The organism is Floridaenema aerugineum BLCC-F46 (assembly GCF_041929345.1).
Taxonomy (GTDB): domain Bacteria; phylum Cyanobacteriota; class Cyanobacteriia; order Cyanobacteriales; family Aerosakkonemataceae; genus Floridanema; species Floridanema aerugineum.
Genome location: NZ_JBHFNQ010000137.1, coordinates 28844 through 43566, shown reverse-complemented (window position 1 = coordinate 43566; position 14723 = coordinate 28844). Strand labels below are relative to the sequence as shown.

Below are 14723 nucleotides of genomic sequence, written 5' to 3'. Positions count from 1 at the left end.
AAGTTTGTTAGACTTCCACCATCGCCAAGCTGTTTGGTATGAGATCCCTAAGTGCTTAGCATAGTCTGATAGCTTCATTGTTATATGATACTATGCCTGATTATATTTGTTTATATAATGAGAGAAGTTTTATAATACTTTAAGACTTAGGACAGGAGGCGTTTAACAGCGTTGCTAAATTCCTCGTAGGGTTTAACTCCAACCAGGGTTTCGATTAATTCGCCTTGTTTAAAGAACAAGACAGCTGGGATGCTTCTGATCCCAAATCGCTTGGCAATGGGCTGATTAGCATCCAGATCGAGCTTCAAAACCTTAGCCCGATCGCTATATTCCGCTGCCAATTGATCGATCAAAGGCGCAACGAGTCTGCAAGGCCCACACCAGGTTGCAGTGCAATCTACAACCAAAAAGGACTCTGTTGCCAGGAGGGAATCAAATTCAGTTTGATCTTGAATGAATGTAGCAGTACCCATGTCTGTATCTCCAGTGTTACTATTGGTAAATTTTGAATTACATATCTTAAGCAAAAGTAGTGTTTCCTAAATCTGGAGGTACATCTTGGTAACGCCCAGAACCTACGGCTTGAATTGCTTCTTTAAGTGAAACATCTCCAGTATATATGGCGCGTCCGACGATCGCACCTCGCACTCCCAAAGGTTCCAAAGCTAGTAAACTGAAAAGGTCAGTTAAAGAACTTACGCCACCAGAAGCAATTGCAGGAATTGAAAGATTACTTGCTAATTCTCGCAATGCTTCTAAATTTGGCCCTTGAAGAGTGCCATCACGGTGAATGTCAGTGTAAATGATTTCTGCAACACCTAATTCTGCCATTTGTTGGGCTAAATTTTGGGCGGAAACTTCGGAAGTTTCTAACCAACCTCTAGTGGCAACTTTACCATTCCGGGCATCAATTCCGACGAGAATTTTACTGGGAAATTCTTGACAAAGTTCTTCGACTAGTTCGGGTTTTTCTACGGCGACAGTTCCCAAAATTGCCCAGCGAACTCCGATATTTAATAGTGTGGCAACGCTGGTGCGATCGCGCAATCCCCCACCAACTTCTACGGCGATGGGTACTGCTTGAACGATCGCTTCAATACTTTTTAAATTAACCGATTCTCCGGTTTTTGCTCCATCTAAATCTACTAAATGTAATCGCGTTGCCCCTTGTTCTACCCACTGTTTAGCAACAGCAACGGGATTTTCATCAAAAACTTGCGACTGCGAATAATCTCCTTGATACAGTCGCACACATTTACCATCTAATAAGTCAATTGCTGGGATAACTTCCATTTTAAGAGTTTTGAATTTTGAGTTTTGCGTTTTGAGTTGGGACTGGGGACTGGGGACTGGGGACTGGGGACTGGGTAAGTTTTGAGTTTTGAGTTTTGAGTTAGGAACAGTTGCAGAGTTTTAAGTTTTAAATTCTCCCCTGCTCCCTCTAGCGAACCTGCTCCCCTGCCCCTCTGCCCCTCTGCCCCTCTGCCCCTCTGCCCCTAAGAAGGTGGTAGTTCTGAGAGAATTGTAAACCGGATGTGATTTAGGGCTAAATCTCCGATCGAAACAACTTCTTTATTCAAAAGTACACTGTTAGAACTGATATTTTCAAAAGAAATACCTTTACCAATTTCTACATGATACCAAGATAAGCCCATAAAAAATCTAGTGGGATATGGGCCTCCTTCTACGACATCATCGGGGTTAGATTCCATTGGCAACCAACCAAAACCAGGGACATAAAATTCCATCCAAACATGATTAAAATCGGGGGACAAAGGTACATTTTGATATTCGGGATTTTTCGGACATTTGTAACGTCCGACTGTGCGACAGGCAATTCCATTTAAGCGGGAAAGGGCTAATAAAATGCCTAAATATTCGCCGCAAGAACCAACGCCTCTTTGTAAGGCGACATCTGGGGGATCGATGTGAGGTTTGATGCCGTAGGAAAGTTTATCATAAACGAAGTTGCGAATTTTATAGATTTTCCGCATCAGATTTGTTTCTGTGCCGATCGCTTCTTTGGCAGCATTACGGATAATCTGTGTATCCATTGCCAAATCGTCATTATCTACCAAATATTTCTCTTGAAGTTCTGGTGCTAATTCTGGCAATTTTTCTACATCTCTTGGGGTCAACCGATATTTAATGCTGTAAACTTCTAGCAGTGCTTTCCACCCAAAAATGTGCCTTTCTTTTGAGGTAAGTTTGTCAAATTTAAACACTGCTACCCTTTGTCCGTTAATAATTTCTTCGGTAAAGGGACGACCGATGGGGTAAATTTCCCTAATTTTTTGGCGCAATGTTTCTGATGGCAGGGCGATCCGCCATTCTAAGTTTTCTAAATGCACGTCTTCTAGTTGTGAGAGTTCTTCAACGTAGCTGACTTCCATTAAATAACCATTAGATAAGGCGTAATTTCCTTCGGGATAATACTGGAAATAGAGGGGATGAATGAAGGTGCGATCGCGATAATCTAATTCTTGTGGTGGGTCAGAGTTTGGGTCATCTCTGACGTAACATTCTTTATAGGCATAAGCAACATAAAGCACTTCTTTGTCAGTTTCGGGAGCGTGATAAAAAGCTAACCCTGTGGGATTTTCAAAAGGTGTTAATAAGCTAAATTTAATTTCCCCTGTTGCCCGTTCTAAACAAAATACTGTTTGTTCTTCATCATCAGCGACCCAAATTTCTTCGCCTTTAATTGTCAAATGTTCTCGACCGATTCCCGGTGTATAGAATCTGGTAATTAAGTTTCCTTTGTTGGCATCATAGATGTAAATGTAACCCGTTTTTTGGCAACTTACATAAACTGTTGATTCCCAAACTGTTATGCCATTGGCGGTGTAAGGCAAACTTACAAAATGTTGGGGCGTAAAGTCTGTCAAATTACAAAAGTAAACATCTTCATCTCTAGTAAACCACAGCTTGTCTTCCCAAACAGCAAACCCGGTAACATCTAAGAATTCCCCAACCCGATCGGGATTTAAAATAGTGGTGTCGTCATTTTTTAGATTAACTTGTAAGAGATATCCGGTTGTATGATCTAGGGCAATTAAGCGATCGCCCAAACAGCTAATATCTTGAATTGCATAAGCTGCAAATGGTCTAATTGTTCTAAACATAACGTCTTGGGTTGAAGAAACCATAGCCAGATCAGGTAAAGTTGGTTAGTACGCGCCCCTTTGTTAAACTCTTAACCAAGGAAAGGTGGCATCCTTGTCCAAGTTTGAGCATAGCTTGTTCATGGTTAACAGTTAAATTTGTTACAATAAACTATTGACCAGTAGCTACCTTAACAAATTAAGCTAAATTAGGTCTGTGAGGAGAACAAAGCCAGTTAAGATTTTATACAAGTTTGTGGCTTTTGAACTGCTCAGATGGAACACCAAAGGGAAGTGATATCGTTCTCGTTAATTTTGCTAACATCTGATTCAAACTCCAGTTAGGGGATATTCCTGATGCGGAGATTGCTCCATAGCATTATTGTAGAGAATAGATATTAAAAGATAAATCCGTCCAGTAGCTTAATTTCCAGAGTGTGTTTCATTTGGGTTAACACGAATGAATTTCCTGGGAGTAAGTCGCTACTAAAAACTAGAAACTCTAAGTTAGATTCTCTCGTCTGTTACTATTAAACCTTTGCTCAGTACTTTAGGGGTACTGTTATTTTAACTATGATTCGGATTTTACAGTTTACTAATCCTTGGATCTTATTATTTTTGGCTTTGGCGATCGCTTCTCCCGTCCCCTTCCGAGTTGCTGCACAATCACCAAGACCAAATAACCAAAGTTTACCAACAAATTGGGGCGCTTACGAACCAGATGGTAATATTGGTAGTCCGGGTAGACGAGAAGGTGGCGGCACAAGAGGCCCTTGTATTCGGCATAGTGTAAATGATAAAGTCATGGCTTTAGTGCCAGTTAATGGCTTTGGTACTACTACAGCTGAGTATCCCACCGTTTCAGTTTATCTGCCTCCCCTATCGCTAGAAACCGAGCCTGAGATAGAATTTGTGCTGAAAACACCTCAGCAAACAGAGATTTACAAAACTAAGTTTAAGATCGATCGCGGGGTGGGAATTATGAGTTTTAGTCTTCCTAATACCAGCAATTTACCAGCTTTAGAATTGAATAAAAATTATTTCTGGTCAGTGACTTTAATTTGTAATCCAGAAGATGTAAATTTAGGTGATTTATCTGGTAATAAAGTGGTATCAGGAGTGATTCGGCGCGTTACCCCAAATGCGAATGTGCTGCAAGAGTTGGAGAGAGCAGAATCATGGCGCGATCGCGTTATTATCTATGCAAAAGCCGGGATTTGGTACGATGCTTTAAGTAATCTAGCAGAAATGCGGCGGCGCAATCCCAACGATCCAATAGTTGTCAGCGATTGGCAGCAGTTGTTAAAGTCAGTGGGTATGGAAAAACTGGCCCAAGAACCAATAATGCAACCTGTAGTAGGTAGAAATCAATTGAGTTCAGCGATGTCTCGCGATTATTAATTTCTACCTCAAGATTGATGCTTGTCTAAGTATTTATCTTTAAACAGCAACCAGCAACGTTTCTAACTCTAGTCAGATGCCTAAAGCTACCAGTTTTGGTTAACTAAGTTAACAGAAGATGTTAGCAATAATACATACTTTATTATTGGCGCAAACTTTTACTTAGAAATCTGGCAATGCAAAACTCAATGTTGAATAATGACCCCCTTTGGTTCAAAAATGCCATCATCTATGAAGTACCAGTGCGTGCTTTTGCCGATAGCAACGGTGATGGAATTGGTGACTTTCGGGGGTTGACAGAAAAACTAGATTATCTGCAAGATTTAGGAGTTACAGCACTATGGATCTTGCCATTTTTCCCTTCACCATTAAGGGATGATGGTTACGACATTGCTGATTATACAAATGTCAATCCTATCTATGGCAATTTAGCAGATTTTCAGGAGTTTTTAGCAGCAGCCCATCAAAGAGGAATTCGGGTAATCATCGAGTTAATCATTAATCACACTTCCGACCAACATCCCTGGTTTCAAAGAGCACGCCGATCGCCCAAAGGTAGTAAAGAAAGAGATTTTTACGTTTGGAGTGACACCCCGGAAAAGTATAAAGAAGCCCGGATTATTTTCCAAGACTTTGAAACTTCTAATTGGACTTGGGATTCAGTTGCCCAAGCTTACTATTGGCATCGGTTTTACTCCCATCAACCAGACTTAAATTACGATCATCCCGAAGTCCAAAAAGCAGTGTTTCAAGTTTTAGATTTTTGGTTGTCAATGGGTGTGGATGGACTGCGGATGGATGCGGTTCCTTACCTTTACGAACGCGAAGGAACAAATTGCGAAAACCTTCCCGAAACTCATGAATTTTTAAAACAACTCCGTCGCCATGTAGATGAGAAATTCCCGAATCGAATGCTGCTTGCTGAAGCTAATCAATGGCCTGAAGATGCAGCACAATATTATGGATATGGCGATGAGTGCCACATGAATTTTCACTTCCCATTAATGCCGCGTTTGTTTATGGCATTAAGGATGGAAGATAGCTTTCCAATTTCAGATATTTTACAACAAACTCCGACAATTCCAACTAATTGTCAATGGGCATTATTCCTGCGAAATCATGACGAATTAACCTTGGAAATGGTATCAGATGAAGACCGGGATTATATGTATCGGGTTTATGCCCAAGACCCGGAAATGAGAGTGAATTTGGGAATTCGTCGGAGGTTAGCGCCGCTATTAGGAAATGACCGTCGTCAGATTGAATTATTGAATAGTTTGTTACTATCTCTTCCGGGAACTCCTGTGCTTTATTACGGTGATGAAATTGGCATGGGAGATAATGTTTTTGTGGGCGATCGCAACGGTGTCCGCACACCAATGCAATGGAACGCTGACAGAAATGCTGGGTTTAGTCGGGCAAGTGCTCATAAACTTTATTTACCAGTAAATGTTGATTCAGAATATCACTATGCCACAGTGAATGTAGAAGCACAAAGAGCAAATCCGAATTCTTTGTGGTATGCAATGAAACGCCTAATTTCTACAAGGAAACATCTGCAAGCATTAGGTAAAGGTAGCTTTGAATTACTCCATCCTGAAAATCGCAAAGTGTTGGCATTTACCCGCACTTATCAGGATGAGCATATTTTAATAGTGGCGAATTTGTCTCGGTTTGTGCAAACTGTGGAATTGGATTTATCGCCATTTGAAGGCATGGTTCCTGTAGAAATTTTTGGGAGAACTCAGTTTCCCCAAATAGGCAATTCGCCCTATTTTCTGAGTATTGCCCCTTACGCTTTTTACTGGTTTAGCCTGAAACTGGAACCAAGCTTAATTCCCCTACCAAAACGGCAGACAAATTTAACAACTTTGGCAGTTAGTGGCAAGTGGCAAAACATCTTTTCTCAACGGGATTTGAAAAATACTTTGGAGTTAATTCTCTCGGATTATTTGTATAGTTGTCGCTGGTTTAATGGCAAGGATCGCACGATTCAGTCTACACAAATTACAGAGGCTATTCCCGTAATTTACAAAGATTTATCAGCACAGATTGTTTGGTTAAAAGTGGATTTTATTCAAGGAGAACCAGAGACTTATCTGTTGCCTTTAGCTTACACGGAAGGGGAAGAAGCTAAAGAAATTGAGTCAGAAATGCCCCAAAATATAGTAGCCCGTTTGCAAGAAGAAGGGAAAGAGGAAACGGGGATTTTGTTTGATGCGATCGCAGATAGTAATTTCCTGAATACGATGTTAGATGCGATCGCCAATAATCGTTCCTATAAAGGAATGGCAGGGGAATTAATCGCTAGTACCACTGATATCTTCCCCGCAGAAATTCCGGCTTTAAATCCCGTTTTAATGAAGGGAGAACAGAAAAATACTTGTGCTATTTACAGCGATCCGGCAAGAAGCGGATCTGTCCTCCAAAATCGCTTGATGTTAAAGATTTACCATCAAATTGAAGAAGGCGTTAATCCAGATTTAGAAATCCGACGTTTCCTCAGCGAACAAAAAACGTTGCAACACTTTGCCCGCATTGCAGGTGCATTAGAATACCGCAATGGCAAAGGTATTCAAACTGTGGGATTATTGCAAGACTTTATCCCCGATGCGAGGAATACTTGGGATTATACACTTGATAGTTTGCGCGACTATTTTGAACGGATTACAGTTCAACAAAATGAACTTTCATTGGCGACAATACCATCAAGATCGCTGTTAGATTTACAACCGGAAGATCTGCCAGAATTAGCACAGCAAACGATCGGTTCTTATCTAGCAAGCGCCAGTTTAATCGGTGAAGTTACCGCAGAATTACACATTGCTTTATCTGCTAATTCTGAAGACCAAAATTTTGCACCAGAACCTTTTTCTTCGTTCTACCAACGTTCAATTTACCAGTATGCGCGTAACCTCACAGGACAGGTTTTACTGGACTTGAAAAAGCAGCTAAAAACCTTACCACCCGACACCCAAAAATTAGCCCAAGCTGTTTTAAACCGCCAAGAAGAGTTTTTTGGACGTTATCAATTAGTTCTCAATCAAAAAATCACCGCCAAGAGAACTCGTTATCATGGCGATTATCACTTGGGACAATTGCTTTACACTGGTAAAGACTTCGTTATTATTGATTTTGAAGGAGAACCTGGGCGGAGTTTAAGTGAAAGGCGGATGAAGCGATCGCCTTTACGAGACGTAGCTGGAATGTTGCAATCTTTCAATTATGCCGCTATTCAAGCACTCCGCTGTGAAGTAGAGAATGGCACAATTAGTTCCGAAAATCTTCCCTTAATGCAACAATGGGCTAACTTTTGGTATTACTGGGTAAGTGCAACTTTCTTGAATAGTTATTTGAAAACTGCTAGTCAGGATTCTTTCTTACCAAAAAGTCAAGACGAATTGCAAGTACTTTTAGATGCTTACTTGTTGGAAAAATTGATCTACGACTTAGGTTATGAACTGAAAAATCGACCTAATTGGGTAGGAATTCCTTTACAAAGATTGCTGCAATTTTAGTGAGATCAGTGCAAGTTTGTTGTAACGACTTTAGTCGTTTTCTTTAGGAATGTACGACTAAAGTCGTCACAACAGACCTAATGCTAATTCACTATTAAGTAGCCATGATTCAACTAACACTCAACCACAATCAACTGGAAACTTCCTCGGATCATGTCAGTTTAATTACTGACCATGATATTTATTTATTCAATGAAGGAACCCACTATCATTTATATGAAAAACTGGGTTCTCATCCATTAGTTGTTAATGGTGTAGAAGGCACTTATTTCGCAGTTTGGGCACCTAACGCCGGACAGGTATTTGTCAAAGGTGATTTCAATGATTGGAGTAACGAAGGTTTTCCTCTTACCTTAAGAGGACAATCAGGAATTTGGGAAGGTTTTATTCCCGGAATGACTAAAGGTAGCCTCTACAAATATCGCATTATTCACCGTTACAATGGCTATGCAGTAGATAAAGCCGATCCCTTTAATTCCCATCAAGAAATTCCGCCAAGAACTGCATCAATTGTTTGGGATACTGAGTATCCTTGGCACGATCGCGAATGGATGGAAAACCGCGTCAAAGCTAATTCTTTTGATGCGCCAATTTCCATTTACGAAGTACATTTAGGTTCGTGGATGCGGATACCGGAAGAGGGAAATCGCTTTTTAAATTATCGGGAAATTGCAACTAAGTTGGCGGAATATGTGAAGCATTTGGGCTTTACTCATGTGGAGTTAATGCCAATAACAGAACATCCTTTTTATGCTTCTTGGGGTTATCAAACTACCGGATATTTTGCCCCCACAAGTCGCTACGGAACTCCCCAAGATTTCATGTATTTGATCGATCATTTGCATCAAGAAGGTATTGGCGTAATATTAGATTGGGTGCCTTCTCATTTCCCTACAGATCAACATGGATTGAATTATTTTGATGGTACTCATCTTTACGAACACGCCGATCCTCGACAAGGTTTTCATCCTGATTGGCAGAGTAGCATTTTTAATTATGGTCGGCATGAAATCAGCAGTTTTTTAATTAGTAGTGCCTTCTTTTGGTTGGATAAATGTCATATTGATGGACTGCGGGTGGATGCAGTTGCATCAATGCTTTATTTGGATTATTCCCGCAAACATGGAGAATGGGTTGCTAATAAATATGGTGGGAGAGATAATTTAGAAGCGATCGCCTTTTTGCACCGTTTCAACCAAGCAGTTTATCAACACTTTCCCGATGTCCAAACTATTGCCGAAGAATCTACCGCTTGGGCAAAAGTTTCTCGACCAATTTATGATGGTGGTTTAGGTTTTGGTTTAAAGTGGGATATGGGTTGGATGCACGATACTTTAAAGTATATGTCCCTCGATCCCATTGCCCGAAAACATCATCATAATCTGCTAACTTTCCGCATGATTTATGCTTTTAATGAGAACTTTGTTTTACCACTTTCTCATGATGAAGTTGTACATGGCAAAGGTTCTTTAATTGGCAAAATGCCGGGAGATTATTGGCAGAAATTTGCTAATTTACGGGTGTTATTTGGTTATATGTATGCCCAAGCTGCCAAAAAACTTTTGTTCATGGGTGGAGAGTTTGGACAGTGGCAAGAGTGGAGTCACGATCGAAGTTTAGATTGGCATCTTTTAGATTACCCAATGCACTCAGGTTTGCAAAGATGGGTAACAGATTTAAATCACATTTATCGCCAGGAAAAAGCTTTGCATGAATTAGATTTTAGTTGGGAAGGTTTTGAGTGGATTGATTGTAATGATTCACAACAAAGCGTAATCAGTTTGATCCGTAAATCAAAATCAACCGATGAAAGTATCTTAGTAGTGGCAAACTTTACTCCTGTACCTCGCTACAATTACCGTTTAGGTGTGCCGAATAATGGTTTTTGGCAAGAGTTACTGAACAGCGATTCGGGGGATTATGGTGGTAGCGGTGTGGGTAATTTTGGCGGTGTTACAGCGGAAGAAATTTCTTGTCACGATCGCGCTTTCTCACTAAATCTTCACTTACCACCTTTGGGAATCCTGTTTTTTAAATTAAAAACTGATCTCCCAGAAAAATCTGTATCAGAAAATGCTTTTGTTTAAAAAAAGCAGTTCTTTTATCCATGTTAAATTACTGAATTGTATTAGTAATCACCAAGTAATTTTCCGAAAGAACCTATCTTTTGGGAGATTTTTTTTTAATCTAAAAACATTATATTCACTAATGTCTATCCCATGATTTAACCAACTCAATATAGATTACCTGGAAAGCATTTTTCTGGCTTTTCCAGGTAACTATTCTTAATTTGAACCAAGTTACTTTACAAATATTTACCTCTTGTGACAGATGGTAAGAAAAAATATATCCCTTTACATTCATAAATGAAGCAATAGGGCAAGTCAATCAGCAGGGAATATGGCGCATCTACTGAGGATTTATCAAAAGTTATGCACTCAACAGAAACGTAAGAAAATTTTAAGAACAGCTTTGTTTTTCAATTAGTTACAAAACTATTTTCGCTGCGCGATTATTTTCAAAAAGTTCAGAAAAAACCTTTAGCATTGATTGGGATAAATCTATGTACGTAGCACTTTGGCCTGGAAACGTTTATCCTTTAGGTTCATATTGGGATGGCAAAGGAACAAACTTTGCGTTGTTTAGTGAAAATGCTACAGCTGTTGAGCTTTGTTTGTTCGATCGCAACGACAAAGAAACACGCATTGAACTAACAGAACTTAACAACTTTGTTTGGCATGGTTATTTACCAGGAATTGGCCCCGGACAACGTTACGGATTTCGCGTACATGGCCCCTGGAAACCTCAAGAAGGTCTTCGTTTTAATGCTAACAAATTGTTAATTGACCCTTATGCCAAAGCAATTGATGGCGTACTCCGGGGTAGTGGGGCTGAGATATTTGGTTATTCTTGGGAAGGGGAAGAAGCAGGCAAAGATTTAGTTTTTTCTGAATTAGATGATGCCCATTTAGTGCCAAAATCGGTGGTAGTTGATCAATCTTTTGATTGGGAAGGAGATCAATTATTAAGAACTCCTTGGCACGAAACTATTATCTATGAAACTCACGTTAAAGGCTTGACAAAATCACATCCAGATATTCCCGAAGAATTGCGGGGAACTTATGCCGGAATTGCCCATCCAGCAGCAATTGAACATTTGCAAAGACTGGGAATTACCGCCCTAGAATTAATGCCAGTACATCACTTTTTAGCCCTACCAGGATATCTCCTAGATAAAGGGTTAACTAACTATTGGGGCTATGATTCAATTAATTACTTTGCTCCCTTCTCTGGTTACAGTGCTAGTGGTACTTTGGGGCAGCAAGTAACCGAATTTAAGAAGATGGTGAAAGCGCTACATCGGGCAGGAATTGAGGTTATTTTGGATGTAGTTTATAACCATACTGGAGAAGGAAACCATTTAGGCCCAAGTTTGTCTTTGCGAGGCATTGATAATACAGTTTACTATCGGTTGATAGACGATGATAAGCGTTTGTACATGGACTTTACAGGCTGCGGAAATTCTCTTTATGTTGGTCATCCGCAAGTCTTAAAGTTAATCATGGATAGCCTACGTTATTGGGTGACAGAAATGCACGTTGATGGCTTCCGATTTGACTTAGCAGCGGCTTTGGCAAGGGAGTTATTTGAAGTTAATAGTTTATCAGCTTTCTTTGATATTATTCACCAAGATCCGGTGTTAGCAGATGTGAAATTAATTGCTGAACCTTGGGATTTAGGAGAAGGTGGATATCAAGTAGGTCAATTCCCTGTTCTTTGGTCAGAATGGAATGGCAGATATCGCGATACTGTGCGAGATTTTTGGCGGGGTGAAAAGGAAACTTTAGGGGAATTTGCTTACTGTTTTACTGGTAGTCCAGATTTATATTCGTTGAATGGAAGACGACCAAATGCTAGTATCAACTTTGTCACTGCTCATGATGGTTTTACCCTAAATGATTTAGTTAGTTATGAGGAGAAACATAACGAAGCAAACGGGGAAAACAATTGGGATGGTGATGAACACAATCGTTCTTGGAATTGTGGAGTTGAAGGGGAAACTGATGACCCAGAAATTTTGCTTTTACGGGAACGACAAAGGCGAAATTTCTTAGCAACTTTGATGCTATCTCAAGGTATCCCAATGTTGCTAGGTGGGGATGAAATGGGACGGACGCAAAAGGGTAATAATAATACTTATTGCCAAGATAATCAGCTTTCTTGGTTTGATTGGAATTTAAATCAAGACAATGAAGATTTGGTCAATTTTACCCGTGAATTAATTTATTTCCGTCGTCAACATCCGGTATTTCGGCGGCGCAAATGGTTCCAAGGTCGTCCGATTCACGGCAAGGGTGTTAGTGATATTGCTTGGTTCAATCCTGATGGTACGGAAATGACAGATGAACAGTGGAATATTGGTTATGCTAAGGCGATCGCAGTTTTCTTAGATGGCAATCAACTTGCCAGTCCTGGATCTAGAGGTGAGCACATTAGCGATGATAGTTTCCTAATGTTTTTTAATGCTCACTCTGAAACAATTGAGTTTAATTTACCTACTGTTTTTAGGCTAGATAAGTGTGATTGGTCGTTGATAATTGATACTAAGGAACCACGCTTTATTCGGGAAGAAAAAATTTACACTGGCAATCAAGCTGTGCCTGTGGTTGGGCGATCGCTAGTATTGCTGCGCCGCCTGGAATAAGGGACAAGAGGACAAGTGGGGGAGGGCGAAGCATTCGGATAGTTATATCTTAGTTGAGTTTCATAAATTGTCGCCCGAATGCTTCGCCCCTACTTCAATCCCCAGTCTCCTGTTTCTGGGTATTTAAGGATACAAAGAGTGTTGAGTTTAATTCTTCAACGCACCACCAAAATCCCTTGTTGATATGGCTGGGAATTTCGATCTTGACACCAGTCATCACGACTAACACTGAAGTGTTCACAACGGACTTAGAAACGGATTTATTGTTTATTTAGGAGGAAATTTTGGATATTCAACAGTTTTTGAAAATAATTTTAGGTAATTGCGGTTATTAATTAAAGTTTCTCAAGATAGTCAAGTTCCTGGAGAAATTTCTATTACTTCTCCAGAAGCAGTTTCCTTTATTAATTTACCGACAATTGCAGAAATAGTCGAACAAGCAGCTAGTCGGGCATTGCTCGGACTTGGCCCTTTTCAAATTTCATTAGGTCAATAATAAAAAGTCCTCACTTAGTTAAATAGTGAGGACTCGAAAACTATTACCACCAAACACGATTTCCGTTTTCGTCAACTCTCGCTTGTCTAATTACATCCGAGATTTCTTCTGCATCTTTTACATGGTGGAGTGCTTCTTTATTACCATCGGAGTCTTCGACAATAAAGTAAGTCGGAACTGTGATGCGATCTCCGGTAATATCAGGGGAATCTACCGCTACTTGTTTCGCTTTTTCTTCTATAGATTGAGGTTCGTCAGAGATGCGATCGCCCGGATTAGCTGTTAAATTCTTTTCCTTTGCTCTCGGTTCTTCTTTAGAATGCCAGTCTACACTTACAGGTTGTTCTATCTGCTTCTCTTGTTGGTTATCCATGATGTTTTTCCCATTTAAACAATTTATTCTTTACTAAACTCAGTCTAGAAAACTGAAATTGCCATATACTCTTTCAAAGGAAGTAGTTTCGGCAGCTACAAGTGGTATTTAAGCTGGAGAAAAAATCTGCCTATTGTCTGGACTGGTTGTTTATTTGATTGTTTGATTTAGCTCTTTCTTAAGTGAGAGAGCAAAAAAAATACGTTATTTCTTTAGTTAGTAGTTTTACTTTGATGATTGGGCTCGCTCACTCAGTCCCCATTAATTCAACACAGCATTAATTTCTGATTCATTTAGCAAAATTGTTGTTTCATAACCAATTCTGCCAAAATCTGGTTCTGGCCCTAACTCCATTTGTACAGCATATTGCCAGCTATTAACTTCAGGATGATAATTAATTATCTTTCCCATACCACCAATGAAAGATACCATTTGATTCTTGGTATATCTGGGTAAACTTGATAGATGAAGCCTCATAAATTGCCACCTTTACTAATAACTACTGTTCTTATCTAACAAAATAACTAAGATAAAATTATTCAACTTCTAACTGGAGTAAGGGCATATTTTCTATCACAAGTATTGGCTTTATGTAAAATACATTTGTAATGGTAAATACTCGCCAATAAAAAACCCCAGTAGGTTTCCTGGGGTGAAAATTAAGATTATGTACGTTGTTGCGCTTCAGCGCTCTTATTACCTTTGGGATAAGAGCGCTAAAGCGCAACAACATACTTATTAACCAGGTAAATTGTTGCTGGCAAAAGCATCCATAGGATAAGCGGGAACGCGCTCGTTGTAATCAATTTTAGTTCCAGTGACGGACTCCGCTAACTTTTCAAAAGACTCAGAACGCCAGTTGCGATCGTGAATTGGTTTAGACTGTTCGCCACGAAAATAAGCTTGAGTACCAATTACAGAAGCAGCTAACCAACCAACGATAAATAAAGCAATCAGGATAGTCATGATTTATAGTCCCTCTCGTTTGTTTCCTTATGTAAACTAATATAACAGATTATTACAAAATGTAAAGCAATTCTTGACTAAAAAAGGTTGATTAGGTATATAAGCGCATTAAATATCTATCTGTAGGGTGCGTTAGTAACGCACCCTACCCGCTGCTGGG

General features: G+C 39.8%; 11 protein-coding genes. 5 read left to right on the top strand and 6 right to left on the bottom strand.

From position 1 onward, the window contains the following. Positions 1 to 146 precede the first annotated feature (146 nt). The 3 genes from trxA to ACE1CC_RS18190 all read right to left on the bottom strand — a co-directional run bounded on the left by trxA (position 147) and on the right by ACE1CC_RS18190 (position 3125). Entirely contained in the window at positions 147 to 473 is a 327-nt protein-coding gene (trxA, locus tag ACE1CC_RS18200; protein ID WP_413271847.1) for a thioredoxin, read from the bottom strand. A 46-nt stretch (positions 474 to 519) separates the two neighbouring features. Next, positions 520 to 1293 (bottom strand): 1-(5-phosphoribosyl)-5-[(5-phosphoribosylamino)methylideneamino]imidazole-4-carboxamide isomerase, encoded by a 774-nt coding sequence (hisA, locus tag ACE1CC_RS18195; protein WP_413271846.1) that lies wholly within the window; start codon positions 1291 to 1293, stop codon positions 520 to 522. A 203-nt stretch (positions 1294 to 1496) separates the two neighbouring features. Beyond that, positions 1497 to 3125 (bottom strand): transglutaminase domain-containing protein, encoded by a 1629-nt coding sequence (locus tag ACE1CC_RS18190; protein ID WP_413271845.1) that lies wholly within the window; start codon positions 3123 to 3125, stop codon positions 1497 to 1499. Positions 3126 to 3677: 552 nt separating this feature from the next. Between ACE1CC_RS18190 and ACE1CC_RS18185 the strand changes: the two genes are divergently transcribed. The 5 genes from ACE1CC_RS18185 to ACE1CC_RS18165 all read left to right on the top strand — a co-directional run bounded on the left by ACE1CC_RS18185 (position 3678) and on the right by ACE1CC_RS18165 (position 13224). After that, on the top strand, positions 3678 to 4505 hold the full coding sequence (locus tag ACE1CC_RS18185; RefSeq protein ID WP_413271844.1) for a DUF928 domain-containing protein: 828 nt from the start codon (positions 3678 to 3680) through the stop codon (positions 4503 to 4505). A gap of 176 nt (positions 4506 to 4681) precedes the next feature. After that, a complete protein-coding gene (gene treS / locus ACE1CC_RS18180; protein WP_413271843.1) occupies positions 4682 to 8023 on the top strand; it encodes a maltose alpha-D-glucosyltransferase in 3342 nt (1113 codons plus the stop codon). 104 nt (positions 8024 to 8127) lie between these two features. Continuing rightward, positions 8128 to 10110 carry a 1,4-alpha-glucan branching protein GlgB gene (glgB, locus tag ACE1CC_RS18175; protein ID WP_413271842.1) on the top strand — a complete coding sequence of 661 codons (1983 nt, stop codon included), beginning with the start codon at positions 8128 to 8130 and terminating at the stop codon, positions 10108 to 10110. Positions 10111 to 10586: 476 nt separating this feature from the next. Then, positions 10587 to 12728: a glycogen debranching protein GlgX gene (gene glgX / locus ACE1CC_RS18170; RefSeq protein WP_413271841.1), complete on the top strand. Its 2142-nt coding sequence runs from the start codon at positions 10587 to 10589 to the stop codon at positions 12726 to 12728. 322 nt (positions 12729 to 13050) lie between these two features. After that, a complete protein-coding gene (locus ACE1CC_RS18165; protein WP_413271840.1) occupies positions 13051 to 13224 on the top strand; it encodes a hypothetical protein in 174 nt (57 codons plus the stop codon). Between the two features lie 43 nt (positions 13225 to 13267). On the opposite strand, the gene ACE1CC_RS18160 is transcribed toward ACE1CC_RS18165, so the two are convergent. The 3 genes from ACE1CC_RS18160 to ACE1CC_RS18150 form a co-directional block, all read right to left on the bottom strand. Next, entirely contained in the window at positions 13268 to 13597 is a 330-nt protein-coding gene (locus ACE1CC_RS18160) for a hypothetical protein (RefSeq protein ID WP_413271839.1), read from the bottom strand. A gap of 261 nt (positions 13598 to 13858) precedes the next feature. Further along, the gene (locus ACE1CC_RS18155; protein WP_413271838.1) at positions 13859 to 14029 is read right to left on the bottom strand and encodes a hypothetical protein; all 171 of its coding nucleotides are present in this window, start codon (positions 14027 to 14029) and stop codon (positions 13859 to 13861) included. A gap of 306 nt (positions 14030 to 14335) precedes the next feature. Continuing rightward, positions 14336 to 14563, bottom strand: coding sequence for a photosystem II protein, Psb35-related (locus ACE1CC_RS18150; RefSeq protein ID WP_413271837.1), 228 nt, complete (start codon positions 14561 to 14563; stop codon positions 14336 to 14338). Positions 14564 to 14723 lie beyond the last annotated feature (160 nt).

What these genes read in the sequence shown, in the direction of transcription:
- trxA (WP_413271847.1), bottom strand. Translation starts at nt 473, where the DNA reads ATGGGTACTGCTACATTCATTCAAGATCAAACTGAATTTGATTCCCTC.
- hisA (WP_413271846.1), bottom strand. Translation starts at nt 1,293, where the DNA reads ATGGAAGTTATCCCAGCAATTGACTTATTAGATGGTAAATGTGTGCGA.
- ACE1CC_RS18190 (WP_413271845.1), bottom strand. Translation starts at nt 3,125, where the DNA reads ATGTTTAGAACAATTAGACCATTTGCAGCTTATGCAATTCAAGATATT.
- ACE1CC_RS18185 (WP_413271844.1), top strand. Translation starts at nt 3,678, where the DNA reads ATGATTCGGATTTTACAGTTTACTAATCCTTGGATCTTATTATTTTTG.
- treS (WP_413271843.1), top strand. Translation starts at nt 4,682, where the DNA reads ATGCAAAACTCAATGTTGAATAATGACCCCCTTTGGTTCAAAAATGCC.
- glgB (WP_413271842.1), top strand. Translation starts at nt 8,128, where the DNA reads ATGATTCAACTAACACTCAACCACAATCAACTGGAAACTTCCTCGGAT.
- glgX (WP_413271841.1), top strand. Translation starts at nt 10,587, where the DNA reads ATGTACGTAGCACTTTGGCCTGGAAACGTTTATCCTTTAGGTTCATAT.
- ACE1CC_RS18160 (WP_413271839.1), bottom strand. Translation starts at nt 13,597, where the DNA reads ATGGATAACCAACAAGAGAAGCAGATAGAACAACCTGTAAGTGTAGAC.
- ACE1CC_RS18155 (WP_413271838.1), bottom strand. Translation starts at nt 14,029, where the DNA reads ATGGTATCTTTCATTGGTGGTATGGGAAAGATAATTAATTATCATCCT.
- ACE1CC_RS18150 (WP_413271837.1), bottom strand. Translation starts at nt 14,563, where the DNA reads ATGACTATCCTGATTGCTTTATTTATCGTTGGTTGGTTAGCTGCTTCT.